This is a genomic window from Paraburkholderia lacunae (genome assembly GCF_003353175.1).
In the GTDB taxonomy this organism is placed as follows: domain Bacteria; phylum Pseudomonadota; class Gammaproteobacteria; order Burkholderiales; family Burkholderiaceae; genus Paraburkholderia; species Paraburkholderia lacunae.
The window spans coordinates 19,223-46,169 of record NZ_QHKS01000022.1; the positions used below are offsets into that span (position 1 = coordinate 19,223).

General features: G+C 61.5%; 24 protein-coding genes. 9 read left to right on the forward strand and 15 right to left on the reverse strand.

Features of this window, described 5'->3' with window-relative positions:
• Positions 1-37: 37 nt before the first annotated feature.
• From DLM46_RS27755 to aepX, 3 genes are read right to left on the reverse strand one after another with little or no spacing between them, the layout of a single operon-like run.
• The gene (locus DLM46_RS27755; protein ID WP_115105640.1) at positions 38-1,105 is read right to left on the reverse strand and encodes a 2-aminoethylphosphonate aminotransferase; all 1,068 of its coding nucleotides are present in this window, start codon (positions 1,103-1,105) and stop codon (positions 38-40) included.
• Positions 1,105-2,280, reverse strand: coding sequence for a phosphonopyruvate decarboxylase (gene aepY, locus DLM46_RS27760; RefSeq protein ID WP_115105641.1), 1,176 nt, complete (start codon positions 2,278-2,280; stop codon positions 1,105-1,107). Before aepY ends, DLM46_RS27755 begins: the two co-directional genes overlap by 1 nt.
• Positions 2,277-4,007, reverse strand: a complete 1,731-nt coding sequence (gene aepX / locus DLM46_RS27765; RefSeq protein ID WP_115105642.1) for a phosphoenolpyruvate mutase — start codon at positions 4,005-4,007, stop codon at positions 2,277-2,279. The genes aepY and aepX overlap by 4 nt, the downstream gene beginning before the upstream one ends.
• 631 nt (positions 4,008-4,638) lie before the next feature.
• On the opposite strand from aepX, the gene DLM46_RS27770 reads away from it, so the two are divergent.
• Positions 4,639-6,180, forward strand: a complete 1,542-nt coding sequence (locus DLM46_RS27770; RefSeq protein ID WP_115105643.1) for a methyl-accepting chemotaxis protein — start codon at positions 4,639-4,641, stop codon at positions 6,178-6,180.
• A gap of 504 nt (positions 6,181-6,684) precedes the next feature.
• Complete coding sequence (locus DLM46_RS27775) at positions 6,685-8,550, forward strand: peptidoglycan D,D-transpeptidase FtsI family protein (RefSeq protein ID WP_115105882.1); 1,866 nt, start codon at positions 6,685-6,687, stop codon at positions 8,548-8,550.
• 30 nt (positions 8,551-8,580) lie between these two features.
• Here DLM46_RS27775 and DLM46_RS27780 read toward each other — a convergent pair whose 3' ends face one another.
• Positions 8,581-9,699, reverse strand: coding sequence for a GGDEF domain-containing protein (locus DLM46_RS27780; RefSeq protein WP_115105884.1), 1,119 nt, complete (start codon positions 9,697-9,699; stop codon positions 8,581-8,583).
• Positions 9,700-9,968: 269 nt separating this feature from the next.
• Between DLM46_RS27780 and DLM46_RS27785 the strand changes: the two genes are divergently transcribed.
• Entirely contained in the window at positions 9,969-10,226 is a 258-nt protein-coding gene (locus DLM46_RS27785; RefSeq protein ID WP_115105644.1) for a DUF2866 domain-containing protein, read from the forward strand.
• Between the two features lie 9 nt (positions 10,227-10,235).
• Here DLM46_RS27785 and DLM46_RS27790 read toward each other — a convergent pair whose 3' ends face one another.
• Entirely contained in the window at positions 10,236-10,874 is a 639-nt protein-coding gene (locus DLM46_RS27790; protein WP_115105645.1) for a glutathione binding-like protein, read from the reverse strand.
• 91 nt (positions 10,875-10,965) lie between these two features.
• Between DLM46_RS27790 and DLM46_RS27795 the strand changes: the two genes are divergently transcribed.
• Positions 10,966-11,619 carry a TetR/AcrR family transcriptional regulator gene (locus tag DLM46_RS27795; RefSeq protein WP_244306394.1) on the forward strand — a complete coding sequence of 218 codons (654 nt, stop codon included), beginning with the start codon at positions 10,966-10,968 and terminating at the stop codon, positions 11,617-11,619.
• A gap of 52 nt (positions 11,620-11,671) precedes the next feature.
• Here DLM46_RS27795 and DLM46_RS27800 read toward each other — a convergent pair whose 3' ends face one another.
• The gene (locus tag DLM46_RS27800) at positions 11,672-12,310 is read right to left on the reverse strand and encodes a 2-hydroxychromene-2-carboxylate isomerase (protein ID WP_115105647.1); all 639 of its coding nucleotides are present in this window, start codon (positions 12,308-12,310) and stop codon (positions 11,672-11,674) included.
• Between the two features lie 202 nt (positions 12,311-12,512).
• On the opposite strand from DLM46_RS27800, the gene DLM46_RS41005 reads away from it, so the two are divergent.
• Positions 12,513-12,641 (forward strand): hypothetical protein, encoded by a 129-nt coding sequence (locus DLM46_RS41005; protein ID WP_279635234.1) that lies wholly within the window; start codon positions 12,513-12,515, stop codon positions 12,639-12,641.
• Positions 12,642-12,756: 115 nt separating this feature from the next.
• Positions 12,757-13,125 carry a hypothetical protein gene (locus tag DLM46_RS27805; RefSeq protein ID WP_115105648.1) on the forward strand — a complete coding sequence of 123 codons (369 nt, stop codon included), beginning with the start codon at positions 12,757-12,759 and terminating at the stop codon, positions 13,123-13,125.
• A 54-nt stretch (positions 13,126-13,179) separates the two neighbouring features.
• Here DLM46_RS27805 and DLM46_RS27810 read toward each other — a convergent pair whose 3' ends face one another.
• Positions 13,180-13,806 carry a LysE family translocator gene (locus DLM46_RS27810; RefSeq protein ID WP_115105649.1) on the reverse strand — a complete coding sequence of 209 codons (627 nt, stop codon included), beginning with the start codon at positions 13,804-13,806 and terminating at the stop codon, positions 13,180-13,182.
• A gap of 387 nt (positions 13,807-14,193) precedes the next feature.
• Between DLM46_RS27810 and DLM46_RS27815 the strand changes: the two genes are divergently transcribed.
• The 3 genes from DLM46_RS27815 to DLM46_RS27825 all read left to right on the forward strand — a co-directional run bounded on the left by DLM46_RS27815 (position 14,194) and on the right by DLM46_RS27825 (position 16,639).
• A complete protein-coding gene (locus tag DLM46_RS27815) occupies positions 14,194-14,850 on the forward strand; it encodes an IMPACT family protein (protein WP_115105651.1) in 657 nt (218 codons plus the stop codon).
• Between the two features lie 450 nt (positions 14,851-15,300).
• Positions 15,301-15,888 (forward strand): hypothetical protein, encoded by a 588-nt coding sequence (locus tag DLM46_RS27820; protein WP_425274022.1) that lies wholly within the window; start codon positions 15,301-15,303, stop codon positions 15,886-15,888.
• 130 nt (positions 15,889-16,018) lie between these two features.
• Positions 16,019-16,639, forward strand: coding sequence for a LysE family translocator (locus tag DLM46_RS27825; protein ID WP_115105656.1), 621 nt, complete (start codon positions 16,019-16,021; stop codon positions 16,637-16,639).
• A gap of 38 nt (positions 16,640-16,677) precedes the next feature.
• Here DLM46_RS27825 and DLM46_RS27830 read toward each other — a convergent pair whose 3' ends face one another.
• From DLM46_RS27830 to DLM46_RS27865, 8 genes are all read right to left on the reverse strand, one after another.
• Positions 16,678-17,892: a hypothetical protein gene (locus tag DLM46_RS27830; RefSeq protein WP_115105658.1), complete on the reverse strand. Its 1,215-nt coding sequence runs from the start codon at positions 17,890-17,892 to the stop codon at positions 16,678-16,680.
• Complete coding sequence (locus tag DLM46_RS27835) at positions 17,889-18,878, reverse strand: glycosyltransferase family 4 protein (RefSeq protein WP_115105661.1); 990 nt, start codon at positions 18,876-18,878, stop codon at positions 17,889-17,891. The genes DLM46_RS27830 and DLM46_RS27835 overlap by 4 nt, the downstream gene beginning before the upstream one ends.
• Positions 18,875-20,083, reverse strand: a complete 1,209-nt coding sequence (locus DLM46_RS27840) for a glycosyltransferase family protein (RefSeq protein WP_115105664.1) — start codon at positions 20,081-20,083, stop codon at positions 18,875-18,877. The genes DLM46_RS27835 and DLM46_RS27840 overlap by 4 nt, the downstream gene beginning before the upstream one ends.
• Before the next feature lie 4 nt (positions 20,084-20,087).
• Positions 20,088-21,422 (reverse strand): lipopolysaccharide biosynthesis protein, encoded by a 1,335-nt coding sequence (locus DLM46_RS27845; protein WP_133300385.1) that lies wholly within the window; start codon positions 21,420-21,422, stop codon positions 20,088-20,090.
• Between the two features lie 84 nt (positions 21,423-21,506).
• Complete coding sequence (locus tag DLM46_RS27850) at positions 21,507-22,247, reverse strand: WecB/TagA/CpsF family glycosyltransferase (RefSeq protein WP_115105669.1); 741 nt, start codon at positions 22,245-22,247, stop codon at positions 21,507-21,509.
• A 41-nt stretch (positions 22,248-22,288) separates the two neighbouring features.
• Complete coding sequence (gene wecC / locus DLM46_RS27855) at positions 22,289-23,533, reverse strand: UDP-N-acetyl-D-mannosamine dehydrogenase (protein ID WP_115105672.1); 1,245 nt, start codon at positions 23,531-23,533, stop codon at positions 22,289-22,291.
• Between the two features lie 34 nt (positions 23,534-23,567).
• Positions 23,568-24,713, reverse strand: coding sequence for a non-hydrolyzing UDP-N-acetylglucosamine 2-epimerase (wecB, locus tag DLM46_RS27860; RefSeq protein ID WP_115105675.1), 1,146 nt, complete (start codon positions 24,711-24,713; stop codon positions 23,568-23,570).
• Between the two features lie 26 nt (positions 24,714-24,739).
• Entirely contained in the window at positions 24,740-26,947 is a 2,208-nt protein-coding gene (locus tag DLM46_RS27865; RefSeq protein WP_115105678.1) for a polysaccharide biosynthesis tyrosine autokinase, read from the reverse strand.

Here is a 26,947-nt window from a genome sequence, read left to right on the forward strand (position 1 = left end):
GTTGTCATGAACACCGTCATGAACGCCGGCCCGACGCTCAGCGCGTGAGTTCGGTAAAGCCTTGCAGCAGGCGGTCGATATCGGCCGCGTGAATGTTGCCCATCGTCGAGATGCGGAACAGTTCGGCCGACAGGCCGCCCTGACCGGCATAGATGACGAAACCGCGCGCTTTCAATGCGTCGTGCAAGCGCGGATACGGCACGCCGTCCGGCAAGCGATAGGCCCGCAGCACCACCGACGATTGCTCCGGCGGCAACACACTGCCGATGCCCCTTTCAGCCAGACCCGCGCGCGCCTGCTCGGCGAGCGCGGCATAACGCGCATGACGCGCGCGCCAGCCGCCTTCGTCGGCGATTTCGCGCAGCGCTTCGACCAGCGCGTAGTACGCATGGACCGACGGCGTGAACGGCGTGTTGCGCTGATCCTGCAAGCGCGCCATACGGCCGAGATCCAGGTAATACGTGCGGCTCGCCGCTTGCGCGAGCGCCGCGCGCCGCACCAGCACGAACGACGCGCCCGGCACGCCGTGCAGGCACTTGTTCGCGGTTGCGGCGACGGCGTCGAGACTGCTGTCCGCGAAATCGATCGCTTCCGCGCCAAAGCTGCTGACGCCGTCCACCAGCAAGCGCAGGCCGCGCTCGCGGCACAGTGCGCCGAGCGCCGGCAGATCGTTCAGGCGGCCGGTCGTCGTTTCATGATGAATTACGGCGACGTGCGTGAACGCCCGGTCCGCGTCGAGGCGTTCGGCGATCTTCGCGAGATCCGGCGCCTGCATCCAGTCGTGTTTCAGCGACTCGTGCGCCATGCCGTACTGCGTGGCGATCTGCGAAATGCGCTCGCCGTACACGCCGTTTTCGATCACCAGCAGCTTGCCGTTGCGCGGCACCAGCGCGGCGGTCATGCTTTCCACGGCCGCGGTGCCGGAGCCGGTCATCAGCACCGCTTGCCACTCTGCGGCGTCGAGCTCGTAGAGATCGACGAGGCGCGTGCGCGCTTCTTCCTGCAAGTCGAAAAACTCGCTTTCGCGATGGCACAGATCCATTTGCAGCAGACTGTTGCGGACGCGTTCGGTGAGCGTCACCGGGCCGGGATTGAGCAGCAGCATTAGCGCACTCCTTGAGCGGCGCCGATGTGGCGCATCAGGCGCGCTTTCACATCGGGCGGGGTGATAGTGGGACGCGGCAGGCCATCCGGCGTGCCGCGGCGGATCGCGAGACGCGCGAAGCGCGGGCCGTCGAGCGGCGCCGCTTCGAACAACGCGTCGAGCACGTCGAGGTTGTCGCTTTCAACCGCCGACGCATAACCGCAGGCCGCGGCGACACCCGCAAACGACACTTGCGGCGACACCGTCGCCTGACCGCCGGTCGAGTCGTGCGCGCCGTTATCGAACAGCACGTGCGTGAGATTCGCCGGACCATATGCGCCGAGCGTCGCGAACGCGCCCATGCGCATCAGCGCGGCGCCGTCGCCGTCGAGCGCGACGACGTGCAGGTCGGGGCGCGCCAGCGCGAGACCCAGCGCGAACGGCGTCACGCAACCCATCGAGCCGACCATGTACAACTGGTTCGGACGGTCGTCGATCGCATAGAGTTCGCGGCCGCAAAAGCCCGTCGACGCAAGCACCACCGTCGATTCGAGCGGCGTGTGCGCGATGACTTTGCGCAACGCGTCGTGACGCGACGGCAAGTCGCTCGCCGCGGCGTTCGTGAATTGCGAACGCGGCGCCGCCGGTACGCGGCGCGCGCCTAGGTTGCGCTCTTTCAGTTCGTAGGGCGCCACGCTGCCCTTTTGCATGACGAGCGCGTACGGACGGCCGGTTTCGTCCATGTGAGCGATGGCGCGATCGAGCGCTGGGCCGATTGCCCCTGCTTCGGTGGGGAAGGTTTCCCACGGAATCTCCATCGTCTCGAGCATAGCGGGCGTGACCGGCCCCATCAGCGCATGCTGCGGCTCGTCGGCGACGCCCGGTTGGCCGCGCCACGTGACGATCAGCAATTGCGGCAGACGGAAGGTCCACGTCAGCGACGTCAACGGGCTCACCGCGTTGCCGAGCCCGGAGTTCTGCATCATCGTGATGCCGCGCCGGCCGTTTTGCGCGCCGAGCGTAACGCCGGCGATCAACGCGACCGCGTCGCCTTCATTGGCCGCCGAGACGTAGTGCAGCGACTCGTCCTGCAACACGTAGTTGATGAAGGGCGTCAGGTACGAACACGGCACCCCTGCATACCAGTCGAAGCCGCGCTCGCGCGCCGCCTCGACGAATTGTGCGGCCTCGATCATTGTGCGGCTCCACTGGCTGCGTCCACGGCCTTGTTGCCGATGCCGGCCGCTGCCGCGAACGGCGCTTGCGCATGGGCGAAATCGCCGGCGCGGCGGAAGTCTTCCAGATCGTTCACACCGCGCCAGTGACCGTGCACGTATTGCACTTCGATCGATTCGCCTGCTTCGATCAGCGCGTTCAGCAGCGCGGGCATGTCGAGCGAATCGAAATCGGAACGCGCCTGCAGCGTGGCGAGTACGGCTTGCAGACGCTCGCGGCCTTCACCGCGCACGTTCAGCAGACCGACCCAGCGGCCATGCGGCGTTGGCGTAGCGATCGCCGACGCGGCGTCCTGCCCGCTCGACACGTGACGCAGCGTGACCTTGTTGCCGAACAGGCCGCGATCGTCGGCTGCCGAGCACCACGCGAAGTCGCGCACGCTGGCGTTCTCCGCATCCGTCAGCGACGAATCGACCACCACGCTGAACGCCGCTTCGCTCTCCACCAGATCGCGCAGGATGTAGCTGCGGAACAGCAGGTCGCCGTACGAGACGACGGTGTCGCCCGCGACGCCGCCGATCGCGCAGGCGAGCGACGCGAGTTCGCCGGTTTGCGCATGACGTTCGTTGACAACCAGCTTGATGCCGGCGGTATCGATGGCATCGGCGCGATAACCGCCGACCACGGTGATGTCGTTGACGCCCTGCTTCTTGAAGGCATCGACCAGCCAGCGCAGGAGCGGCTTGCCCGCGATCGGCAGCATGACTTTCGGACGATCTTCGGTGACGGCTTCGAGTCCCGCGCCGCGGCTTGCCGCCAGCACCACCGCCGCGCCGGCCGTGCGTCCGCCCGACAGATAGCGGTCTTCGGCTTCCGAGTATTCGTCGGCGTCTTGCAGACGGAAGATTTCGTTGACGGCGGCGATGCTGTCTTCGACATTGACGAGCGTTTCGCTGCTGTGAATCTCTTTGGCGACCGCCTGCATCGCCGAGGTGGCCGCGCGGATCAGATGATTCGCCCAGATCACCGTGCTGATGCCCGCTTCGCGGAACACTTCGGTGGGGGTGCTGTAGTACTTGGTCGGCACGATCACGAGCGGTGCGCGGCCGGCCCACTCGCGCGCGAATTCGAGGATTTCGTCGGGGCGCGAGAGCTTGCTGTGGATCAGGATCGCGTCGGCGCCTGCTTGCCGATAGGCCTCTGCCCGGCGCAGCGCTTCGTCCATGCCCCAGCCGGCGATGAGCGCTTCGACGCGGGCGACGATCGAGAAGTTTTCATCCGACTGCGAGTCTTTACCGGCTTTGATCTTGCCGCAGAACTCATCCATATCGGCGAGCGGCTGGCGTTCGCCGTTGATGAAGCTATTGGTTTTCGGGAATTGCTTGTCTTCGATACAGACGCCGGCGATGCCGCGCTGTTCGAGTTTGCGCACGAGGCGGCGCACATTGTTGAAGTTGCCGTAGCCGGTATCGCCATCGAGGAGGATCGGCAGATCGCTGGCGTCGGCCATGAATTCGAGGGTATCGACGACTTGCGTCCAGCTGGCTTCGTTGTTGTCGCGCACCCCGAATTGCGCGGAGATGGCGAGACCCGAACCCCAGATTGCTTTGAAGCCGGCTTCCCGGACGATGCGAGCAGAAAGGCCATTGTGGGCCTCCATCATGAATTCGAGTTCATTGCTGACCAGCATCTGGCGCAGGCGCGCGCTGCGGGACGCGGAAATGAAGGCAGGTTCGCGGGCGTTCATATTTTTCGGTACTCCTGGTGACAGGCCGGTTTTGTCCATCCCTGAAAGGGGTTCTTTGTGCCCTGCTGGCGACTGGAAAATCGCGACTATAGCTGAAAACGTTTTTATGCGTTTTTTTGCGGAGATTAGGATTTTTATGCTGTTGGGGTTAGGTGGAAAAATGTGTTGTTTTTTGCATTTTCCAGGCGATGGGGATTTAGCTTTTCTGATTTGGATTTGATTGGCGTTTTGTGGAATATTGACACTATTCCTTGCCGGCGTTGAGTTGGCGTGTTTCCATCTGCTCTTTGCTTTTAGAGTTTTGACGGTTTTGAGCTTATCCAATATCGGGTTTTAACCGTCTTCCGCATTGATTTTTATATCAGTTAATTAGCGGCGCCCCTGTGCCGGCGGCAACGCCAGGAAACCAATCAGAAATCAAAAGCGAACGCCGCAGGCGCAGGTGTGCACTGCACAGACCACAACCAACCAGAAGCGCCGTGCAGGCTAAAAATCAGACAAATAAATACACAAGGGTTTTCCCTCTCTCCACCCATCGCGCATCAAAACCGTAAACACGGTAATCGACAGGCCCGTTGCTGCAAGCGAATTACAAAGTCTCCGACCGACCACCTGGAACAAGTCCCCGCCCATGACTCTGAACAAAAAACTAGCCTCAATGATTGCGGTCCTCTGGACCGGCCTGATCCTGATCGGCGGCTTCGGCGCATGGCAAAACCGCGCCTCGATGATCTCCGACCGCCGCGATCAGCTCACTACGCTGATCGACCAGGCGAACCACATCGTCAACCGCTACTACACCCTCGCGCAGCAACACGCGATCAGCGAAGAAGAAGCCAGAAAACAGGCGCTGGAAACGCTAGCCGCGATGCGCTATGGCAAAGACGGCTACATCTCCGTCAACGACTCGCAGTCCGTCATGCTGATGCATCCGATCAAGAAGGAACTGGTCGGCAAAAATTTGGCGCAGTTCACCGACCCGGCAGGTCACCATCTGTTCGTCGACATCGTCACCGCAGGCAATCGCGATGGCGGCGGTTTCGTCGACTATCTGTGGTCCAAGCCAGGCAGCGACCAGCCCGTCGCGAAGACCAGCTACTCGCGCCACTTCACGCCGTGGGACTGGTATCTGGTCACCGGCATGTACATGGACGACGTGCAGCGCGCGTTCTACGCCAGCCTGCTGCGCTGGCTCGCCATCACCGTGACGCTCGGCGCCATCGCCACGTCCGTCATGCTGCTGGTTCTGCGCAGCATCCGCCGCTCGCTCGGCGGCGATCTGGAAGCGGCCGTCGACGCAGCCCAACACATGGCGCGCGGTAACCTCGCCACGCGTGTGCCGGTTCGCCCGGAAGCCACCGGCAGCCTGCTGCACGCGCTCCACACCATGCAGGCCGGGCTCGTCGATACGGTTTCGCGCGTGCGTCAGGGCACCGAGAACATCAATATCGGCGCAACCGAAATCGCCGCCGGCAATACGGATCTCTCGCAACGCACCGAAGAGCAGGCGGCGGCGCTCGTCGAAACCGCGTCGAGCATGGATCAGATGACGGTCAACGTGAAACAGAACGCGGACAGCGCGCAGCAAGCGGCGCAACTCGCTGGCCAGGCCGCGGACGTCGCCACGCGCGGCAGCCGCGTGGTCGACGACGTGGTCCGCACGATGGGCGAAATCACCAGCAGCTCGCGGCAGATCGGCGACATCATCGGCGTGATCGACGGCATCGCGTTCCAGACCAATATCCTCGCGCTCAACGCAGCCGTCGAAGCGGCCCGGGCGGGCGAACAGGGACGCGGCTTCGCTGTCGTCGCGGCGGAAGTGCGCAGCCTCGCGCAACGCTCGGCCACCGCCGCCAAGGAAATCAAGGCGCTGATCGAGACCTCCACCGGCACCGTCGAAGCAGGCGCCGCATTGGTTTCCAACGCTGGTTCGACGATGGGCGAAATCGTGCAATCGGTGCGCCGCGTCAATGAAATTCTCGAGGAAATCAGCCATGCGTCGCGCGAACAAAGCGCGGGCATCGAGCAGGTGAATCGCGCAGTCGGCGAAATGGATCAGGTCACGCAGCAGAATGCGGCGCTCGTCGAGCAAGCCGCCGCCGCGGCCCATTCGCTGAAAGATCAGGTGGGCGTGCTGCGCGAGGCGATTTCGAGCTTCGCTCTGCCGGCCTGAGGCTGCGTCGCCACTGCGCAGCGCAAAAAAGAAGGCGCTCGACAGGCAGGGAGCGCCTCTTAACACGCCGCGTCGGAGTTGACGCATTAATCGAACGAACCAGCCGCGCGGATTTTTCACACCGCGCGGTTTTTTTTGTGGCTTTGACCCGTCCTGAAATGGGTTGACACTTTTTCCGCCCCTGTCCGCTGCCGTCCGCCCCTGTCCGCTGCCGTCCGCCCCTGTCCGCTGCCGTCCGCTACCGGCCGCTGTCGTCCGCACACTATTCGCCCCCACCCAAACACCCGCTCATCAGCGAACGCTCACCACGCCTCTCGCCCCCTGGACGTGCCGCTCGGCCACTATCCGCTCGCATGGGCCTCGCATCCAGATTACGTTCTTATTACAATCTGGGCGACGGCCGTTGCCGCGGCGGCCGCGAAGCGGCTGCGCCACTGGCAACGGCTCTTCGTCACGGTCGACGCGATCGGCCTGATCGCCTTCCCGCTGTCCATACCCGCACCCATGATCCAGAAGAAGAAATCACAGTCGCATGATCCATACGCACCGGTCGCGAAGAACCCTTTGCTGACCGCGCGCCTGCCGATGTGGCGCTCGAAACTCGTCGTCCTGCTGGTGTTCGGCGCCTTTGCGTCGCTGGCCGGCCGCGCGTTCTGGGTGCAGGTGGTGAAGCAGGACTTCTACGTCGATCAGGGGCAAAAGCGCTATCAGCGCACCATCGAACTGGATGCGACGCGCGGGCGGATCGTCGATCGCAACGGCTCGATGCTCGCCGTGAGCCTCGCGACCTACGAGATCTGGGCCACGCCGAAGCTGCTCGACGAGGCCGCCTTCCCACCGCTTTCGAAGCTGCTCGATCTGCCGCTGGCGGAATTGCGCCGCAGGCTCACCGCCGACAAGGCCTTCGTGCTTCTCAAACGCCAGGTGGATGCGGACACCGCGGATCACGTCGGCAAACTGGGCCTCGCCGGCATCACGCAAATGGCGGATTCGAAGCGTTTTTATCCGGAGGGCGAATCGGCGGCCCACGTGGTCGGCTTCACGGATATCGAGGACAACGGCCAGGAAGGCGTGGAACTCGCCGCCAACGAACAGCTGCTCGGCGTACCCGGCCAGCGCGAAGTGATCCGCGACCGGCTCGGCCGGGTGGTGTCCGAAACACGGCCGCTGGTGCCGCCGCAGAACGGCCAGACGATCCATTTGACGATCGACCGGCGGATTCAGCAGCTCGCCTATGCGCAGCTCAAGGAAGCGATTGCCAGACACCACGCCGAAGCCGGCAGCGTGGTCGTGCTCGATGCGCGCAACGGCGAGATTCTGGCGCTCGCCAACTATCCGAGCTTCGATCCGAACGACCGCGCCCGCCTGACCGGGCGGCAACTGCGCAATCGCGCGGTGGTCGACACCTTCGAGCCCGGCTCGACGATCAAGCCGGTGGTGGTCGCGCTGTCGATCGATCAGGGCAAGGTGCGGCCGCAAAGCGTCATCGATACCGCGCCGGGCCGGTACAAAATCGGCCCGGCGGTGATTCACGACACGTCGAATCACGGCGCGATGACCGTCGCCGAAGCGGTGCAGAAGTCGAGCAACATCGCGCTCGCCAAGCTCGCGCTGAATCTGCCCGCCGAAACGATCTGGACCAAGTATCGGGAATACGGGCTCGGGCTCAGACCCGAGCTGACCTTTCCGGGCGTCGCGTCGGGCAAGGTGCGCCCGTACAAACGCTGGCGTCCGATCGAACAGGCAACGATGGCGTATGGCTACGGCCTGTCGACGTCGCTGCTGCAAATTGCCCAGGTCTACACGGCGTACGCGGGCGACGGCACGATGCATCACGTGAGTTTGTTGCGGGACCCGACGAGCGGTTCGAGCGGTTCGAGCGGTTCGAGCGGTTCGAGCGGTTCGAGCGGTTCGAGCGGTTCGAGCGGTTCGAGCGGTGCAAGCGGTGCAAGCGGCTCAAGCGATGCAAGTATTGCTAGCGCCGACCGCGCCGCAGCCGCAGCCGATGCGCCGTCGGCCACGCGCAAGGGCCAGACGGTCACGACGCCCGCCACCGCGCGCGCAATCCGCTCGATGCTGGAAATGGCCACCGGCCCCGGCGGCACCGGACGCGCCGCTGCGGTGGAAGGCTACCGGATCGGCGGTAAAACCGGCACGGCACGCAAACAGGTCGGCGCGAGCTACGCGAAAAACCGCTACCGCGCATTGTTTGTCGGCATGGCGCCGATGAGCGCCCCACGGCTAATTGTGGCGGTGATGATCGACGATCCGGCCGGCAAGGCGTTTTACGGCGGAACGGTGGCCGGTCCGGTGTTCAGCGCGGTGACGGGCGGCGCGTTGCAGTTGCTGGGCGTGCCGCCGGATGCGTGACAGGCGGCACGTCCCGCGCCCGCCCGACAACTATTGACGTTGCACGTGATCGCCGGCCGCTTGCACCATCGCCTCGATGCGATTGCGGCCATTGCGTTTGGCCTGGTACATCGCGCGATCGGCTTCATCCATCATCGCCCGGCCAAGCGTGGCGGTATCCGCCGGTGCGCCGGCAATCGTGCGCGCCGCCACGCCGATCGACACGGTCAACGCGATCCGTTCGCCGTGATCGTCCCGCAGATCCAGCTTTTCGACCGCCAGTCGCACACGCTCGGCGACCGTCAGCGCATCGCTCCGATCGCCTTGCAACAGTGCCGCGAACTCCTCGCCGCCGTAGCGCGCCACGGTATCGCCAAGACGCACCTGTTGCCGTACGCAGGCCGCCACTGCCGCCAACGCGCGGTCGCCGGTCTGATGGCCGTAGGTGTCGTTGATGCGCTTGAAGGAGTCGATATCGATGAACAGGCAGGCGACCGGCACCGCATAGCGTACGGCACGCATGATCTCCTCGCGCAACCGCTCGTCGAAGTAACGGCGATTGGCGAGGCCGGTCAGCGCGTCGGTCATGCCAAGTTGCTTGAGCCGCTCGCGATGCGCGACATTGTCGAGACTGGCTGTGACGATGCTCGCAAAGCGTTCCAGAATATCCGTGGCCATGCCATCGCCGAAACGCGCGGGGTCATCGCTGCCGAGGCATAGATAGCCGCTGACGTTGTCGCCGACGGCAAGCGGCAGCACGATCGCACTCGCCGGCAAGTCGTCTTCACCGAAAAATGCGCGGCAGGCGCGCTCGTCCAGTTCGCGCACCTGCCCCAGCCACGGCCGGCCCTCGGCGCACAGACGTTGCGCGGCGAGTCCTCCTTCGCGTGACGTCTTCAGATCGGTCTGGCCGAGGGCCTGCAACGCGCCCGGCTCGAGCAGTTCGAGCAGCATCGGCGCGCGGTCGTCGAGCCATAGCCTGACGCTCGCCAGCGCGAATTCTTGCGGCAGATGGCAGAACAGCGTGTCGAGAAAGGAACTGAAATCCTGTGAGCCGATCAACCGTAACTCGACGTTCTGAAAGCGCCGCAGCGTGCGCTCGTTGTGCTGCACGGTATCGACGAGCGTGCGCAGGCGATCGGAAAGCGGCGTTTGGGCGAGGTTTGTCACGTTATCAACGATGCGGCCCGAAGGCGAGACGGGGCCGATGACCCCAACCACCGTAATAACGGCCGATTCCGCCAGGTCTTGAGGGCAGGATCGCAGCGCGTGCATATGGAAGCGCTTTTATATGCGATCTTAAGTTTGGCTTAATTCTTCCCTGCAACTATGGCGCTCAACATCCCCTGTTGAGCCGCCAAAACATCGGCGGCGCTTTTTTTAGCGGGGTGTCGCCGACGCGCCGAAAGATCGCATGCCTGCGAAGAAGGAGTCAAACCATGGTTGAAGACACGGTATTCGAGCATCTGCGTGCCATGCCCGGCAACGAATGGGTACGCCAGATCCACTCATGCAAGGTCTCGGACCCATTGCAACCCCCTTGGGGGCGCTCGTACAGGCTCGTCGAATGGACCATGAAGCACACCCCCGAATCGAGCCGCCGCGTCGTGCCCGCGGAAAGCACGCCACTTGAAATCGCTCAGGCGGTCGTGTCGCACATTCCGGGACGCCGGTTCTGCCAGCAAAGCGACGAGTAGCACCCGTACTCAGCTTTTCGCGCGCTTGGCCACTTCTTCGCGATACAGCGCGAACTCTTCCGCCACCGCCCTCGCCACGCTCGGGCGTTGCATCAGCCGCTTGTAGTAATCAGCAACCGCCGGCCATTGCGACAAGTCGATGCCGCCGTACGACGCCCAGTTCAACACCGTGACCAGATAAGCGTCGCCGACACTGAAAGCGTCGAGCAGGTACTCGTTTTGCGCCAGATGTTTTTGCAGGACGCTTAGCCGCAAGTCGGCCTTCTCGCGCGCATAGCGCTTCACATCTTCCGGCGCGCGTGCATCGAGCAACGGAACGAACACCACCTTGTGCAATTCTGTACTGATAAAACCCAGCCATTGTTGCAGCCGCGCGCGCTGCGGCGTGCCCGCAACCGGCGCAAGCCGCGCGGCCTGATAACGATCGGCCACGTACGGCAGGATCGCCGTGTTTTCGCTCAACAGCCAGCCTTCGTCCGTACGCAGCACCGGCACTTGCCCGAGCGGGCTGATCGGATAAAAGTCGGAACCGTCGGACAGCTGCTTCGATTGCGAATCGACCTGAATGTATCCGGCTTGCGCGCCCGCCTCGTAAAAGGAAATGCGGGTGGCCATCGAGCACGCAAGTGGCGAGAAGTACAGATCCATGAGACAACTCCCAGTCGTTGATGTTTTTGTACTATATTGCATATAAATCACTTTCGCCATACTTTTTATGCCAACCAGTACAAAAAAAGAAGTGCGTCCACGTGGACGCCCGCGCGCCTACGATTCCGACCAGGCGCTCGCCGATGCGAGAGACGTGTTCTGGCGCAGCGGCTACGCCGGCACCTCCCTGGATCAATTGAGCGCCGCGACCGGCATGAACCGGCCAAGCCTGTACGGCGCATTCGGCGACAAGCATGCGTTGTATCTGACGACGCTCGAGCGTTATATCGAGGCCGGCCGCCTCGCGATGGTTCAGGCGCTCGATGAAGACCTGCCGTTGCCGCAAGCGCTGCTGCGGGTGTATGAAGGGGCGCTCGCATGGTATTTGCCGGCAGACGGCGCTCAGCTCGGCTGCTTCATGATCGGCACGGCCGCGGTCGAAGCGGTGGATGACGCCGAGGTGCGCGCCGCGCTCGCAGAAGGATTGCGGACCTACGACAGGACCTTCGAGAAGCGTTTCAGGCTGGCCCAGGGCAAAGGCGAACTGCAAGAGGATGCCGAACCGGCGCTGCTAGCGAAAGTCGCCTCCGCGATTCTGCACAGCCTCGCGCTGCGTGCCCGCGCGGGCGATTCTCGCGCATCGCTGCGGGCCACCGCCACTGCGGGTGTGGCGTTGATATGCGGCAGTGCTGAAGCGTTGCGTCGGCCGGCGAGCCAAGCCGCAACGAAGAGACGCGTCCGGTAATCGCCGCGTCTGACGATACCGACAGCTGACAAAAAGCAGATGCGTTAAAAACTCAACCGGGCGTTGCGGTCGTATCGCACAACGCCAACGCGTCGTCCAGACGATCGTTTCCCCAGAACATTTCAGCGCCGACAAAAAACGTCGGCGCACCGAAGATGCCCTTGGCGGCAGCCACTGCCGTCTGTTCACGCAGGCGCAGCTTGTTGGCATCGCTTTGCGCGTCGGCGATGATCTGCTGCGCGGGCAAACCCAGCTCGCCGAGCGCCTCGCTCACCACGTCGATCGAGCCGATGTCGCGATCGAATGCGAAGTTCAGTTGCATGATGCGGCGGCAGTACACGGCGATCCAGCTCTGCTGCGCGCCCAGCAGCGCCACGCGCGTCGCCAGCACGGCGGTACGCGGGAAGGTTGTTGGGCGCGCCCATGCGAGACCGTATTTGCGGCATTGCCGCTCCATGTCTTTCCACATGTAGGCGCCCTTCTCCTTCTGCAGCACGAACGGCGAGTTGTCGAAACCGAGGGCGCGAAAGATCGGTCCCAACAAGAAGGGCCGCCAGTGGATCGCCACGCCCCGCTGCATGGCCTGCGCTTCGATACGCATGACGCTCAAATAGCTGTAATTGCTGGCGAAGTCGAACCAGAACTCGATTTCGGACGCTCCGGCGTTCACGGAAGACACGGCGTCATTCATTTTTTCCTCTCCCCGATTCATACGCAGCGAGATATCGCAGTCGATCGTTCGGCATGCTTCGCATTAAATACCTCGGTGCGCGGTCTATGCGCTGTGCCGCCGGTACAGCGCGAGAGAACCCGCCAATGCCGCCCGCATGCCGCCTATGCGCTCGAGCTTTGCAATCCGCATTTGCAATCGTTAACAGTCGCAGGAAATTGTCATGTCTATGATCGTCCATTTATCCGCCACGTTTAACGGTTACGACATGAGATATCCGTATGACATCCTGACTGCCGTGTGTCTTTTCGTCATCGTCATCTCCACGACGATCCTGCTCGCGCTCTCCTGAACCCCTGCCGCGCTCCGTCCTTTCCGGGGCATTGCAAGTGCTCGAACACGACCTGCGCGATTCCGTAACAAGGCGGGATATACTGTACATATATACAGTATTTTTCGTCTGACTAATGCGCCTTCCCCCCTTCGAACCTCCAACGCTCGCCGAACTGCGCGCCTGGTGGCGCATCCGCGACGAGCAAGCCGTCCAGCGGCTGATCCTCGAGATCCAGCGTCAACGGCTCACGCTGCTGGAGTTGCGCAACCTGATTGACGCCGGCGTCCAGCAGGCGCGCGCAACGGATCGCTCGTTGGTCGAACGCGGCGAACCGCTGATGACGCTGCGCATCAGGATCGCGCAGGAAGTGCTGCGCGTCGGCGAGATCGACGATACGCGGCAGATGAACCGTGCCGCGCAGGAACGGCTGGCTGTGCGCACCGAGGGCCAGATGGAGTACGCGCGGGAAGGCCGCTTGCGACGGCAGCGCCGAAACATCTAGCCGCAGCAGGAGCACGCTCGCTATGCGCGCAAACCGACCCCTCGCCCTGCTGAATCAGCGCGTTTGCGTCGCTACGCGCAACCCGAGCGAAATGAACAGCACGCCAATCATCTTGTTCTGCCAGCGGCTGAGCCACGTCAAGCGTTTGACGAGCTTGCCCAACGGACGGACGGTCAACACGATGAGCGTCGTATAAAGCGCGCTCATGCCAACGAAGATCAATCCGAGCGTTGCGAACTGCAGGAACGACGAACCGTGCTCGGGATGGACGAACTGCGGCAGGAACGCGAGGAAAAACAGCGCCGTCTTGGGGTTCAGCACCTCAGCGGGAATCGCCTGAAAAAAGGCTTTGGAAGCCGACACGGACGCGACAGCCGGCACGTGCGTGCTCGTCTGCTTTTCGCGCAATGCGCGAATGCCCAGATAAACGAGGTAGGCGGCGCCGACGAATTTGACGGCATTGAAGGCGAGCGCCGACGTCATCAGCAACGCCGACAGGCCAACCGATGCGCCTAGCGTGTGAATGAAATCGCCGACTGCAACGCCGAGGCCGGTGAGAATGCCTGCCTTTCGGCCGCCATGCACGGTGCGCGTCAAAACCAGCAGCACTGCCGGACCGGGAATCAGAAACAGCCCTAGTACAACGGCAACGAACGTTCCTAGCGTCGAAAGATCAAGCATGTCAGCTCCTCGGCGACGCGCGGCCTCGAGAGAGAAAGCGGGCGCGCATTCAGCCAATGATTGTAGACGAACACGTGGAATCTGCATTTGCGCGGCGCGCGAGCGCGCTGAGACGTCTTTTACGAATAGGCGTGGAGGCGCGTGGCGATACGGCGAGAAAAGCATCGCGCGCGACGGTGTGTGCGCAATGCGAAAAAACGGCAGGAAAGCGTGGCAAATCGCCAGACGAGGAATCTGGCTTCGCCCCAGCCGGGAGCTAGATTCGCCACGTCCATGATTATGCTGTGCGCGGTGTCTTACGTCATTGCGTCACTTCGCAAGAGACCGTTACCGAATCGGCGAGAATCGCGGCGAGGCGGTTCTGTATAGGCGATTTGCCGGCCCTGCATGGCCTATCCATTACCATGGCGAACATGGAAGCGCGCGCTTCCTCTTTTTTCATCAACCGAAGTTCTTGCCTTGCCTACCTATACATTGCCTGCAGCGCTGACCGCTGAACTCGAGATTCGTAAGAGCCGTTTCATAGCGCATGCGATACCGGTCGCCGACCGCGACGCCGCGATGGCCGAATTGCGTCGCCTGCGCGAGGCGCATCCTGCCGCGACGCATGTGTGCTGGGCGTTGCTGGCTGGCGGCCAGTCGGGCATGTCCGACGATGGCGAGCCGTCCGGCACGGCAGGCAGACCGATTCTCGAGGTATTGCGCCACCATGATCTGGACGGCGTGCTGGCCGCTGTCGTGAGGTACTACGGCGGGGTCAAACTGGGCGCCGGCGGCCTGGTGCGGGCTTATACCGATGCGGTTGCCTCGGCTTTGCTCGATGCACCGAGGGTCGAGCGGATCGCTCAGGTTTTGCTGACCGTCGAAGTGGGCTATGCCGATGAGGCGAAGGTACGTCGATGGATCGAGGCCCGGGAGTATGGGTTGGTGGAAAGTGCTTACGGGATGTTGGTGCGGATGACCGTCCGGTTGCCGGTCAATGCCGTTGACGACGCCCAGCGGGAGTTAGTGGATATGACTCAGGGAAAAGCAGGGTTTTTTTGATTTTTTGCCTGCGCGGCGCTTGTTGTCAGTTCGCCCGCGGCGGTGCCTTCAGTCGTCTTATCGGCTTACTGGCGTTGCCCCTATGCGGGGCAGCACCTACTTTTCGCTGTCCTCTAAGGGGGCTTGTTTCGGGGCGCCCGCCGCAAAAAAAAGTGAGCTCGTTACGATGGGAACGTTGAAAATCGTTGGGCTTAAACCACGTCAGGAAAATGGATGGGATCGTCTCACTGGTACCATGCTGTTCTGTACCGGGACGACGCATGACCGTATGGATTCGCGAAAGCGCTGGGGAGGCTTCGTGAATCCGGCTGGCAAACGGTTCTCGTGCACTAGCTGGTCTCAAGACTGGCCGCCGTTTTCGAATAGGTTTCAACTTGGAAGGCACCTCCTCTGATATCGACCGCCGCTTTTTCCCGCACAGCGTCTGAGCCGCAGCAACGGAGTCTGTCCCTGTTGCAATCGCTTAGCCCTCTTCGTCCGACCCTGAGATACACCACCGTACTCAAGGGTTGCGGCGCCGTCGCGTTGCCGTTGATGCTGTCCGCTTGTTCATGGTCGTGGTTCGGCCTGAATAGTTCGCCACGCGCGGCGGCCCAGCCAACCGGCTGGCTCAGCGTCGCGCCGGCTCAAGACTTCGCTTATATGCCGGCGCGCAGCGGGCGTGTGTCGTCGAACCGGATCGAAAATACGGCGATGACCGGCATCGTGCTGAAAAGCGATATCAGCGAAGCGGTGCGCAACGGCATCGTGAGCCGCTTGCGGATCGCCGGCTTTCACCTCCACGAAGGCAAGAGAATCCTGAGCGGCAGCATCGAGAATTTCACGGTGGACGATGCACGTTCGCCTGCGTTCTGGACGCTGAAAATGCGTTATGTCGTCACCGATGCCGCTACCCAGCAGGTTGTGTTCTCAACCACCAAGACCGTCCGCCAAGAGTCGCCCAAATTCACCAGCAATACCATCGCTATCGAGGACACGGTCAAGCTGAGCGTCGATGCGCTGATCGGCGATCCGGGTTTCATCAAATCGGTGAATTGAGCGGACGAGCCGGATCGGTACGGCTGCGGCGTTTCGCTACTGTTTCGCTACAATCGGAGAAACGTGCGCTGGGCGCCTGCCGCCTCGCACGTCCGGTCGTGCCAACCGTCCCTCTTTCGTGCGAGCCGTCATGTCAATCACCGCCTGGCTTTTCTTTCTGCCGGCCTGCTTCGCGATCAATCTCGCGCCCGGCCCGAACAATCTTCTCTCGATCAATGTTGCTGCGCGACACGGGTTCATGACGGCATTTGTCGGCGGCACCGGCCGGCTTGTCGCGTTCGCGCTGATGCTGGCGCTGGCCGCGACCGGCCTCGCTGTCGTGCTGCACGCATCCGAGTGGTTTTTCCTCGCGATCAAACTGGCCGGCGCGGCATATCTGATCTGGCTAGCGATTCAGTTGTGGCGCAGCGACGCCCCCGCCATCGATACGACGCAGCAGGACGACGCGTCGCTATGGCGGATCGCGCGGCAGGAGTGCCTGGTGGCCGCGGGCAATCCCAAGGCGATTCTGGTCTTCACCGCATTTCTGCCGCAGTTCGTCGATATCGCCAAACCGATGCTGCCGCAGTTCGCGGTGCTGGGCGCGAGCTTTCTGGTGCTCGAATGGGTGGCGATCGCGCTTTACTCGTGGGCCGGCATGTACCTCGGGAAGTGGCTGGTTCGCGCGAAAGTCCGGCGCTGGTTCAACCGCTGCTGCGGGGCGTTTCTGGCGGCGATCGGGGTGAGTTTTTTGCTGGTGCGGAGGACGTGAGGGAAAGCGTGCCGTCAATGCTATGACGGCCGTCTCACCTATGCCGGAAGGTATGAAAACCCGGCCGCACCGCTTGCCTCGCGACGGTCACGCCTCATTTCAACGCCGGCGATCAACGACGAAAAAATGACTGCATGGCTCACCAGGTAATATGAATAGATGTTGTTCTCTCCCGTTAGCCGAAGCAGCAGAACCAGGATAACAAACAGCCAGGCGGGTGCACAAAGCGCCACTTTTCGGATCAAATGAACGCTGAGCCAAACCACGGATATGAACGACACGACACCAAAGTCAACCAGAAGCAAGATGAAGTCGTTGTGCGGCATCGCTCCGTTCCAGACTTTCACGTAGCCGCCAATGCCATTGCCAAACAACATCGCCATGCTGTCTTGCTTGACAACGTAGAACGTGTACACCAAGTAGGAGTAAATCCGCCAGGTAAATGAACCTTGCTGCTCGCTCGATAGATACGTCATTCCGCCGCCATTCTGGGCAGCCTGAACCAGGCGGTCCCATCCTCCGCTGTAGATGACGAGAAATGGCGCTGCAATCTTGTCGTAGACGGTACGATCGAGGGCACCCAAGACTGCCATACCCACCGCAAAGAAGATGCCGGCCGATGCGACAAGGGTCAGGACGTGTTTGACCTTGAAGCCACGAGCTTTCATATAGACAGCCATTGAAAGCAGCAGCGCGCCGGTCGACGTTGTGAGATAAGCAATCGCGACGAAGATCGCGCGCAACAATGCATTACTCCTGGGACTTCCCCTCATCAGCACATAGTTCACTGGGATCAACATAACCAGTACATAGCTGCCAAGAAGATTGGGGTGTTCGAAGTTCCAGAATTCGCGGTCTTTTGTAAGTCCCATGGCTACTGAAAGCCCATAATTAGCCGAAAAAAAGACCAGAAATTCGACCGTCAGCATTCTGAATAGACGTAGCGCAACGGTTTCATCCAGTTCCCGGCCCACGCCGTACATCAGGACCGAAAGCGCCGGCAGCGTCAGTAGCTTGTAGGCGATAGGATTGGCCGGGTCGCGGCAAAGCTGCAAGACAAGAAAGACAGTGACCAACGTCGCGGCCATCACAAGCCGTCGATTGAGATGCAATCTCGGCCGAAGGATCAGCAGAAGGAGCGCGAACATCCCATTGAATGCCACAAAACTGACGTCGCGCGCCGGCACAAAGAAGTCCAATACAAACTTGAACGAAACTATCGCAAGGACCAGGTAGTAGCGGCGGGATTTCATGGCTTCCTTGTTTCCGTCACAGCCGAGCGCGACCCCGCAAGTTCGGATTGGTACAAAGTACGAATACGTTGCGCGACATCCGCCGACAGGTATCCCAACTCGCGCAGACGCGCGGGCCCGGCGGACCATGCTTCGTCCAGTACCTCCGCCACTGCGGCCGCAACGCCTTGAGGATCGCGGCACCTGACGACACGACAGCCGTTAACCCCGCCGAGCAGTTGTTCAATATCGCCGACAGATAGGGACACGACAGGCAGCGCACACGCCATCGCTTCCTTGACCGTTTGCGGCGACCCCTCTCTTTTCGATGTCAGCACAAGAACATCGGCCTGCTGCAGAAGTTCACGGACACTCCCACGGTCGAGGCCGTCGATCAAACGCTCTTCAATGACATAGTCGCTGATGCGACGCAGATGCTCGATCGCAGCGACGAACAATGGGTGGTCCTTCTCCGGCCGTGCTGGCGACGAAGGAAATACAACTATCCGCCGGCGCGCGTCTTTCTTTCGGCCACCGACGGGCGGCATAAACAGGACGTCGTTGACCGCACATGGGACCGTTACGCAGTGACGCGTTCGGGAGGAAATTGCATTGCGAATGGCATCGCTTACAGCTATGCAAAGATCACAGTATCGGATTGAGAAACGGGTGACGCGCTGGAGAAATCGCGACCCCATGACATCGGAGCCATGCAGCGTGATAACGACCTTCGCGCGAGTGAGCACGCGCAGAAACGGAGCAGTCCATGCGGTCAGGCCAAAGTGGTAATGCACGATGTCATACTTTTTTGTCAGCACACGATACGCCAACGCGAACAGCGAAGCTGGGTACGCCAATCGGTTTGAAAAACCATTGACCGTCATGACATCGACTTCAGTATCAGGCAAACGCCGCAGAGCATCTACCTGCTCGGTGACAAACACGCCCTGGTTCGGCGACGCCGTGTTGGCGCCCGCGTACATATTGGTTACGACTAGCACCTTCATTTAACGAGCCGGAATATATCGAGGTAGTGCCCCGCGATCCGCATGGCGTCGAAGTGTGCTGCCAACGCGCGACTGCCGCCGCAGACGTCGCCCTGTACGATGATCGACCGCATGGCCGCGTAAATCTCATCCGCGTCATGGCCGACCGCGACGCCCCCGCCGTCACATTCGAGGAAATCACGAATCGGGCCTCGCGGCGAAATCGCCAGGATCGGCTTGTCGAGCATTGCATAGTCCGCGAATTTGCTCGCAAGGAATGGGCTTTCATCCATATCCGCCTCGATGACCACCAGCGTACCCGCAGCCTGGCAGATAGCCCGTGCGGCAGCAGGATCGACGTCGCCAACAAACTCGACCACACCTTTCTTCACAAGCTCGTCGCAGTTACGCCGGAATGCCGGGTCTACGCCGCCGACAAAACTGAGCCCTGGAAACGATAACTCTCCTGCCTCACTGTCATTACAGAGTCGCGTAACGGCCTCGATCAACGCCATGCAAGAACGCTCTCGCGTCAGTTTTCCGACGTGGACGAATCGCTTCTTATAGTGCGCTCGGATTGCCGACGGAGGTTCGCCGGCGGAAGGCGGCGTACCAATATGGGCGACGACGTGACAGCGTGCCCTGTCACCCTGGGGCCAGGCTTGCAGCAGACGTAGAACGGACACGTCGTTGGTGAAGATCGAACGGCACGCCGTCGACATGACTTGCGTGAGCAACTTCATTTGAATCGGCCGCAGTAGATCGGACAAGCGCGTTCGATACGGTCGGGGTGTCAACGAGAGCGGCCACAGATCGCTGAAATAACACGCCCACCGCTTGCGTAGGCCCGGTGGAAGATGCAAACCCACGAGATGCGCACGGAACGGCGTGGATTGAGTCATGATGACATCCGCCTCAAACGACCGGTTGATCTCAATGACTTTGGCCGCCATGCCGCGTACCCAGCCGCCGCGCGTATTAACCGTGTCGATCTCATAGCGCAGCCGTCTTAACGCACGCCCCATTGAACTCGTCGCCTTACCGTAGTCTCGCGGCGGTACCCACTGAACGTCGTAGGGTCGATCAGACGAAGCTTCCTGCGCTACCCCGCACAATACGCGCACCTCGCAGCCTGCGAGGTGAAGAGCATCGGCAACCTTGGTAGCCTGAAGTGCCTGCGCCCCGGTCTGGGGGAAAAAATGTTCACATACAATCAGTATCTTCATTTCATTACCGCAAGAAGCAATACCAGATACTCCAACCCAGCATCGAAATGCAGCCCACGACGCCGAGCGATGACAACGATAGCCGCGCGACGTTCGCTTGCTTGATGTAGACCAAGGTCAGAAGAAGCCACGACAAATAAAGGGCAATTTCGCCGGCGACAGCAGCGGCCATAGCCCCTGTTACGCCATGCTGCGCGCCTAGTCGAACAAAGAGCACTGCTGCAATGGTCAGCGAAACTGCTTGCCCTGCGGTTCTCGGCATCGCGCGTCCGGCAGTTTCCAGAGCATGTCCTAAAGGCATCGACATGCTCTGAATCAATATCACCGCAGCGCCGACGAATAACGCCTCTTTTAGTTCGTGCTGGTAAGCGGCGTCGCCGGAATGCCTCAGCACATGGGCAATCAGCGGTCCGGACACCATAACCGCCAGAGCTAACACAGTGCCGATCGAGGCGAGAAACAACGCTTCTCTGCGCAGCAAGGCTGCATACGCCGACCACTGCTGCTCCCGCGCAGCCTGAAACAATTTCGGATAGAACGCCTGAGCCACCGAGCCAGGTATCGTGTAAAGAAATTGAGGCACACGCGATGCAAGTGCAAAAGTTCCGACGACGGCCAGGCTCGCCGAGCGTTCCAGAAGCAACACGCCCAGTGTTGGCGCAAGCATGTAAAAGAAACCGGAGATCGCGTAGGCGTGCAGACCGCGGCTGAGCCGAGCAGCGCCATATCTGAACCGGCGTAGTGAAATCCGATAGGAGCGCACCGGCACGGCGCGAATGCCGAAAAGTCCGCCCGCCGCGAGCCCTGCTCCATAACTGAACGCCAGCACGTCAACCCGTGCGATTGAGCCAACCGGCACGATCATGCCGAGACCAACAAAGACTCCCTGAGTCAGCGCCGCTTTCAGCCGAACCGCTGCCAGCGTGCCGGTGTCGGATTTCGACAGGAGCACCCCCGTTATCCAGCTGGCAAGCGCAAGACCCAGAATGCCGGGCACGAACATCAGCAGAACGCATTTCAACACAAGCGCGGAAACTGCAAAATGAGGCAAGACTAGCCATGCCAGCCCCGCAACGGCCACGAGCAAAAGCGCCCGCAAATAGAACGAAGTAATCGTATAGTCGCTCCACCGCGAATTGCCGCCAGCCACTTCCCGCAAATACGTATTCTGAAGACCGAGTTCGCAGAAATAGCTAGCTACCGAAACCGTCGCTACTGCATACGAAAAAGCGCCGTACTGGTCCGCACTTAATTCTTTTGCAACAGCGATTGTCAGGAAAGCAAAAATACAACGCGATAGAAGGTTTCCTATCGTCAAGTGGGCAGCCTGTCGGATCATTCGATCGATCCAATCGGGTTCCCGTATACAGACACTTTCAACTTCGATCCTGTTTGATAAACAATGGGCAATTTCGGACCATCATCAGTGCCGACGGGGAGTGATGCATGCCATGCCAAGCATCCATACGAACTTGCAATTCGTAACCAGATAACGCTTCCACATACGCCGCGGCTCCTGGATGACGCGATAGAACCATTCGAGTCCACACCTCTGCATCCAGAGCGGCGCGCGCTTGACCTTGCCGGCCATCACGTCAAAACTCCCGCCTACGCCCATCACGAAATCGACATGGAGCGCGGATTTCCAGCGATTGATGAAGTTCTCCTTCTTTGGAGAGCTCATTGCCACAAAGAGCAAACGGGCACCGGATTGGCGAATCATGTCTACCACCGCTTGCTCGTCGTCGCCAAAATAGCCATGGTGATAGCCGGCGATACGCAGTCCGTGAAAACAGGCAACACAACGCTCCACGGCGTGCCGGACCACCTCATCCGTGGCACCAAGGAAGAAAACCGGATAGCCGTGACTTGCCGATACCTGTAACAGCGCCTGAAAGAGATCAATCCCGGCGACCCGTTCGGCAACGTCATATCCGAGCAAGCGCGCGCCCCACACCACACCCATGCCGTCGACATTGATAACGTCGCATTCGCGAACGGATTGAGCGAGTGCGACATCTGTCTGAAAATTCACGAGCTTCGCGACATTGACCACGACATGCTGGGTAAACTGCCGGTTGGCAATACGTACCGAGAGCTTGCCGACTGTCTCGGCCAGCGTCGCGATGTCGAGTGGACAACCTAGTAATTCAATGCGCTTCATAAAAGAGTTTTACTGGTAGAGGAGAGGTTGCTATTCATCTCTTACGCATGCGCCAGCACCCCCCGCGTATCGATCACCACCTTCGCCTGTAAGCGCACCGGGTCGAGCCGCTTGAACTGCGCGTGATCGACCAGAATCACAACCACGTCCGCCTCAGTCAGCGCCTCGTTCAGCTCGCACAATCGCACGCTCCCCTCGAGAGAGGCCGGCAAACACCGGATATTGGGCTCGACCACCACCAGTTGCCCCGCGAAGCGCTCGGCGAGTTCATGCACGATTTCCAGCGCCGGGCTTTCTCGCAGATCGTCGATATTCGCCTTGAACGCAAGTCCGAGGCAGGCGATCACCGGCACCCTGAAACGCATGGCCGCCCGCTCCACACGGTCGATCACGTAGCGCGGCTTGTCGTCGTTGACGTTGCGCGCGGTGCGGATCAGGCGCGCATGCTCGGGCGCGGCATCCACGATGAACCACGGATCGACGGCAATGCAATGCCCGCCGACACCCGGCCCAGGTTGCAGAATGCTCACCCGCGGGTGCCGGTTAGCCAGCCGGATCAATTCCCATACGTTGATGTCGAGCCGGTCGCAAATCACCGAAAGCTCATTCGCAAACGCAATGTTCACGTCGCGAAACGAGTTCTCGGTGAGCTTGCACATTTCGGCGGTTCGCGCATCGGTCAGAACGCATTCGCCGCGCACGAAGCTCCGGTACAGTTCACGCGCGAGTTCGCCGCAACGGGGCGTCATACCGCCGATCACCCGGTCGTTCTCGACCAGTTCACGAATCACATAGCCCGGCAAGACCCGTTCCGGACAATGTGCGACTCGCACATCCGAGTTCTCGCCCTTCTGCTGCGGAAAGCTCAGGTCCGGGCGTAGTTCCGCCATCCAGGCCGCCATCTGTTCAGTGGCGCCGACCGGCGACGTCGATTCGAGCACCACCAGGTCGCCCTTCTTGAGCACCGATGCGATCGCCCGGCTCGCGGCCTCGATGTACCGCAGGTCCGGCTTATGGCCGTCCGCGAACGGCGTGGGCACCGCGATCAGAAACGCATCGGCGGGTTCGGGCGTCAGCGTTGCGCGCAGATAACCTTGGGTGACCGCGGCATGCACCAGCATGTCGAGCTCGGGTTCGACAATGTGAATCGCGCCCCGGTTGATCGTGTCGACCGCATGCTGATCGACATCCACGCCAATCACCTGCTTGCGGCGCGCCGCGAAAGCAGCCGCGGTCGGCAAACCGATATAGCCGAGCCCAATCACCGAAATAACTTCAAATTCCATTTGTTTGTTCTACCTTCTAATCATCCGTTATCTTTCAAGCTGCGACGGCATCCGGCCAAAGCGCCGCGAGCGCATCGACAATGCGTTCGCTGGCCTGTCCATTTCCATAGGGGTTCGCGCCGCTCGTCATCGCGCGATAACTGTCCGCGTCGTTCAGCAACTGCGACACGCTCTCCACGATGCGCTGCACGCCGGTGCCCACTAGCCGGACGACGCCGGCGTCCACCGCTTCCTGGCGTTCGGTCGCGGCGCGCATGACCAACACCGGTTTGCCGAGCGACGGCGCCTCCTCCTGTACGCCACCCGAGTCGGTCAGAATCAGGTAGGCGCGGTTCATCAACCGCACGAACGGCAGATAATCGAGCGGCTCGATGAGGTGAATGTTGTCGATGCCGGTCAGCAGCCGGTTCACCGGCTCTCGCACGCGGGGATTCAGGTGCACCGGGTAGACGATCTCGACATCCGGATGCCCGCGCGAAATTTGCAGCAACGCGGCGCAAATCTGTTCGAAGCCGGCCCCAAAGCTTTCCCGCCGATGCCCGGTCACCAGAATCACGCGCCGCGACGGCGGGAACTGCGGTAGCACGCGCTCTGCCTCGCTGCGCAACGCGGCATCGTCCGCGAGCCTTGCGTGCACTCGGAGCAGGGCATCGATCACCGTGTTGCCGGTCACGACAATGCGATGCCCGGCGACGCCCTCGGCCAGCAGATTGCGACGCGCCCGTTCGGTCGGCGCAAAGTGCATCGCGGCAAGCACGCCGGTCAGCTTGCGGTTGGCTTCTTCCGGCCAGGGCGAGAGCAGATTGCCGGTGCGCAAACCCGCTTCGATATGGCCCACAGGAATGCGCTCGTAAAACGCCGCCAGGCTCGCGGCCATCGTCGTAGTGGTGTCGCCATGCACGAGCACGGCGTCTGGCCGGCACGCGCTCAGCACATCGCGCATGCCGAGCATGATCGACGTGGTCACGTCGTACAGATCCTGACCGCGCTTCATCACATCGAGGTCGAAATCCGGGCTGATGTCGAACAATTCGAGTACCTGGTCGAGCATCTCGCGATGCTGGCCAGTCACGCAGACGAGACAGTCGACGCCGGCTGTCTGCTGCAGCCGCTTGACGAGTGGCGCCATTTTGATCGCCTCCGGCCGGGTGCCGAAGGTCACGAGAATCTTTCTTGTCATGAATGAGCCTGATTGGGCCTGGTACTTCAGTTCACCGTCTCGGGCGCGCTGTGGTAGGTGGAATACGTGTAGTCGGACGAGCGTTGCGGAACGTCGCTCAGCAGGATCCCGTCGACCTTGACGTCGGCGCTGCCGAGGAGCCGGGTGGTCTCGCGCAGTTCCGCAGCGGAATGACGCGCATGACGCATCACCAGCAAGCTCGTACCGGCGTGTTTGCCGATCAATGCCGAATCGGTCACGGCAAGTACCGGCGGCGTGTCGAGAATCACGACGTCATAAATCCTCGCCAACTGATCGACCAGTTCGCCCAGCCGGTGGCCGGTCAGCATTTCGGCCGGCATCGGCGAGCGGCTGCCACGCGTGAGCATGTCGAGGTTCGGCAGTATCTGACGGCGTACCGCGGCGTCGAGGCTGGCACCGCCGATCATGTCCTGCAGGCCGGTTTCGCGCGACAAGCCGAAGTACTGATGCAGATTGCCGCGCCGCATGTCCCCGTCGACCAGCAGCACGCGCTTGCCGACCGATGCGAGCACCGCCGCGAGGTTCACCGAAAGGAATGACTTGCCGACATCGGGCCGAGGGCCGGTGATCATCACAACGTTGTTCGGCGCATCGTCCAGACGGAGTTGCAGCGCCGTGCGCAAGCTGCGCACCGCCTCCACCGCGACATCGTCCGGCGCGGCGACAGCAAGGACGTGAGCGCCCGGCGCGCCCCTGCGCGCCGCACGCTGCAACCGCATCTGCCGCTCGCTGTGCGAAATGACCGCAAATACCGGAGCATCGGCGATCTGCTCGATCTCCTGCGGACTTTCCAGGCCACGATGCAGCGCCCGCCGCGCGAACGCGGCGGCTGTGCCCAGCAGCAACCCCAGCGCCGCGGCAGCCCCGATGATGCGGGCCTTCTTCGGCCTGACGGGTTCCTCGGTGGTCACCGCATAGTCGACCACGCGCACGTTGCCCAACTGGCCGGCCTTGAGTACGCGAAGCTGCTGCGCACTGTCCATCAGATTGGTGTAGAGGCCCGTATTGATCTCGACGTCGCGCGTAAACCGCACAGCCGCCTGCTGCGTGTTCGGCAAACTTGCGACCTTTGCATTCAGTTGTGCCTGCTGGCGTTGCAGATCGGCCATTTGCGCATCGAGCGCGGCCACCGATGGATGGGTCGGCGTGAATCGCTGCAGCAATTCGGCGCGTTGCTGTTGCAGCGCAATCATCCGCGTCTTGTTTTCGACAATCGACTGCAGCAGCAAGCGGCTTTCTTCGGCTAGGTCGATCGTGCCGTTCCTGTTGCGGAACGCGTTGAAGCGCTGCTCGGATTGATCCAGATCGACCTTCAACTGCGGCAGCTGATTGCCCAGAAAACTCAGCATTTTCTCGGCCTGCGCGGACTTCCAGCCGACGTTGCGCTGTACGTAACCACGCACGATTGCGTTGACCGTTGCGGCAGTGCGCTCGCTGTCATCGCCATCGAGCCGAATTCCGATCACGCCGGATTGTTTGGTTTTCTCGGCAACGTCCAACGCTTTTTGCAACGCAGCCGTGGTCAGTTGCGTCGACGCGCGGCTCAAGGTGAAGCCGGTGCCGGCGCGCGCAACGAGGCTATCGACGCGTAAATGAACCGGCCCATGGGGCGTGCTGCCGGACACCGCTTCGCCCACGCGGCCTTTGAGCACCACCTCCCCATCATGGTCCTCGAGATGGAATTGCTCGCCGCCATCCGACACGAGGAGGAACCTTTCTCCATAGAGCGTCGGCGGTACGTCGAACTGCGACACCCGCACCGCTTCGCCGCCCCATGCGAAGCGACCGAGTCCCCACACCGGATCGGCAAGTGTGTCGACGGACGATGCGCGTGCCATCCGTTCGCCGATCAGAGGGAAGTAGCGCGGTTTCGCATCGATATCGAGGTGCAGTTGGCGCACCGTATCGTCGACCACTCCGCGAGAGCGGATCAGTTCGATCTCGGCGTCGGCGGTCGCCTTGCCGCTGAACAGTTGGGCGAGATCGCCCAACTTGTCGTTGACAGCGCCCAAATCGTCGTCGACCTGCACCGTTGCGTCGGCACGGTACACAGGGGTTGCGAGCAACGCGTAGCCGATGCCGAGCGTCAACGTGACCGCGGCAATCGCCGTAATCAACAGGCGGTTCTCGCGGAGCACCGACGTGATCTCGGACAGATTGAGTTCGTCGCCAGAGCTTCCCGCGGCATAAGAAAGGTTCTTTTGAATGCCCAT

Coding starts and splice junctions, on each gene's coding strand:
- DLM46_RS27755 (WP_115105640.1), bottom strand. CDS start 1,105: ATGCTGCTGCTCAATCCCGGCCCGGTGACGCTCACCGAACGCGTCCGC.
- aepY (WP_115105641.1), bottom strand. CDS start 2,280: ATGATCGAGGCCGCACAATTCGTCGAGGCGGCGCGCGAGCGCGGCTTC.
- aepX (WP_115105642.1), bottom strand. CDS start 4,007: ATGAACGCCCGCGAACCTGCCTTCATTTCCGCGTCCCGCAGCGCGCGC.
- DLM46_RS27770 (WP_115105643.1), top strand. CDS start 4,639: ATGACTCTGAACAAAAAACTAGCCTCAATGATTGCGGTCCTCTGGACC.
- DLM46_RS27775 (WP_115105882.1), top strand. CDS start 6,685: ATGATCCAGAAGAAGAAATCACAGTCGCATGATCCATACGCACCGGTC.
- DLM46_RS27785 (WP_115105644.1), top strand. CDS start 9,969: ATGGTTGAAGACACGGTATTCGAGCATCTGCGTGCCATGCCCGGCAAC.
- DLM46_RS27790 (WP_115105645.1), bottom strand. CDS start 10,874: ATGGATCTGTACTTCTCGCCACTTGCGTGCTCGATGGCCACCCGCATT.
- DLM46_RS27800 (WP_115105647.1), bottom strand. CDS start 12,310: ATGAATGACGCCGTGTCTTCCGTGAACGCCGGAGCGTCCGAAATCGAG.
- DLM46_RS41005 (WP_279635234.1), top strand. CDS start 12,513: ATGTCTATGATCGTCCATTTATCCGCCACGTTTAACGGTTACGACATG.
- DLM46_RS27805 (WP_115105648.1), top strand. CDS start 12,757: ATGCGCCTTCCCCCCTTCGAACCTCCAACGCTCGCCGAACTGCGCGCC.
- DLM46_RS27810 (WP_115105649.1), bottom strand. CDS start 13,806: ATGCTTGATCTTTCGACGCTAGGAACGTTCGTTGCCGTTGTACTAGGG.
- DLM46_RS27815 (WP_115105651.1), top strand. CDS start 14,194: ATGGCCTATCCATTACCATGGCGAACATGGAAGCGCGCGCTTCCTCTT.
- DLM46_RS27825 (WP_115105656.1), top strand. CDS start 16,019: ATGTCAATCACCGCCTGGCTTTTCTTTCTGCCGGCCTGCTTCGCGATC.
- DLM46_RS27830 (WP_115105658.1), bottom strand. CDS start 17,892: ATGAAATCCCGCCGCTACTACCTGGTCCTTGCGATAGTTTCGTTCAAG.
- DLM46_RS27835 (WP_115105661.1), bottom strand. CDS start 18,878: ATGAAGGTGCTAGTCGTAACCAATATGTACGCGGGCGCCAACACGGCG.
- DLM46_RS27840 (WP_115105664.1), bottom strand. CDS start 20,083: ATGAAGATACTGATTGTATGTGAACATTTTTTCCCCCAGACCGGGGCG.
- DLM46_RS27845 (WP_133300385.1), bottom strand. CDS start 21,422: ATGATCCGACAGGCTGCCCACTTGACGATAGGAAACCTTCTATCGCGT.
- DLM46_RS27850 (WP_115105669.1), bottom strand. CDS start 22,247: ATGAAGCGCATTGAATTACTAGGTTGTCCACTCGACATCGCGACGCTG.
- wecC (WP_115105672.1), bottom strand. CDS start 23,533: ATGGAATTTGAAGTTATTTCGGTGATTGGGCTCGGCTATATCGGTTTG.
- wecB (WP_115105675.1), bottom strand. CDS start 24,713: ATGACAAGAAAGATTCTCGTGACCTTCGGCACCCGGCCGGAGGCGATC.
- DLM46_RS27865 (WP_115105678.1), bottom strand. CDS start 26,947: ATGGGCATTCAAAAGAACCTTTCTTATGCCGCGGGAAGCTCTGGCGAC.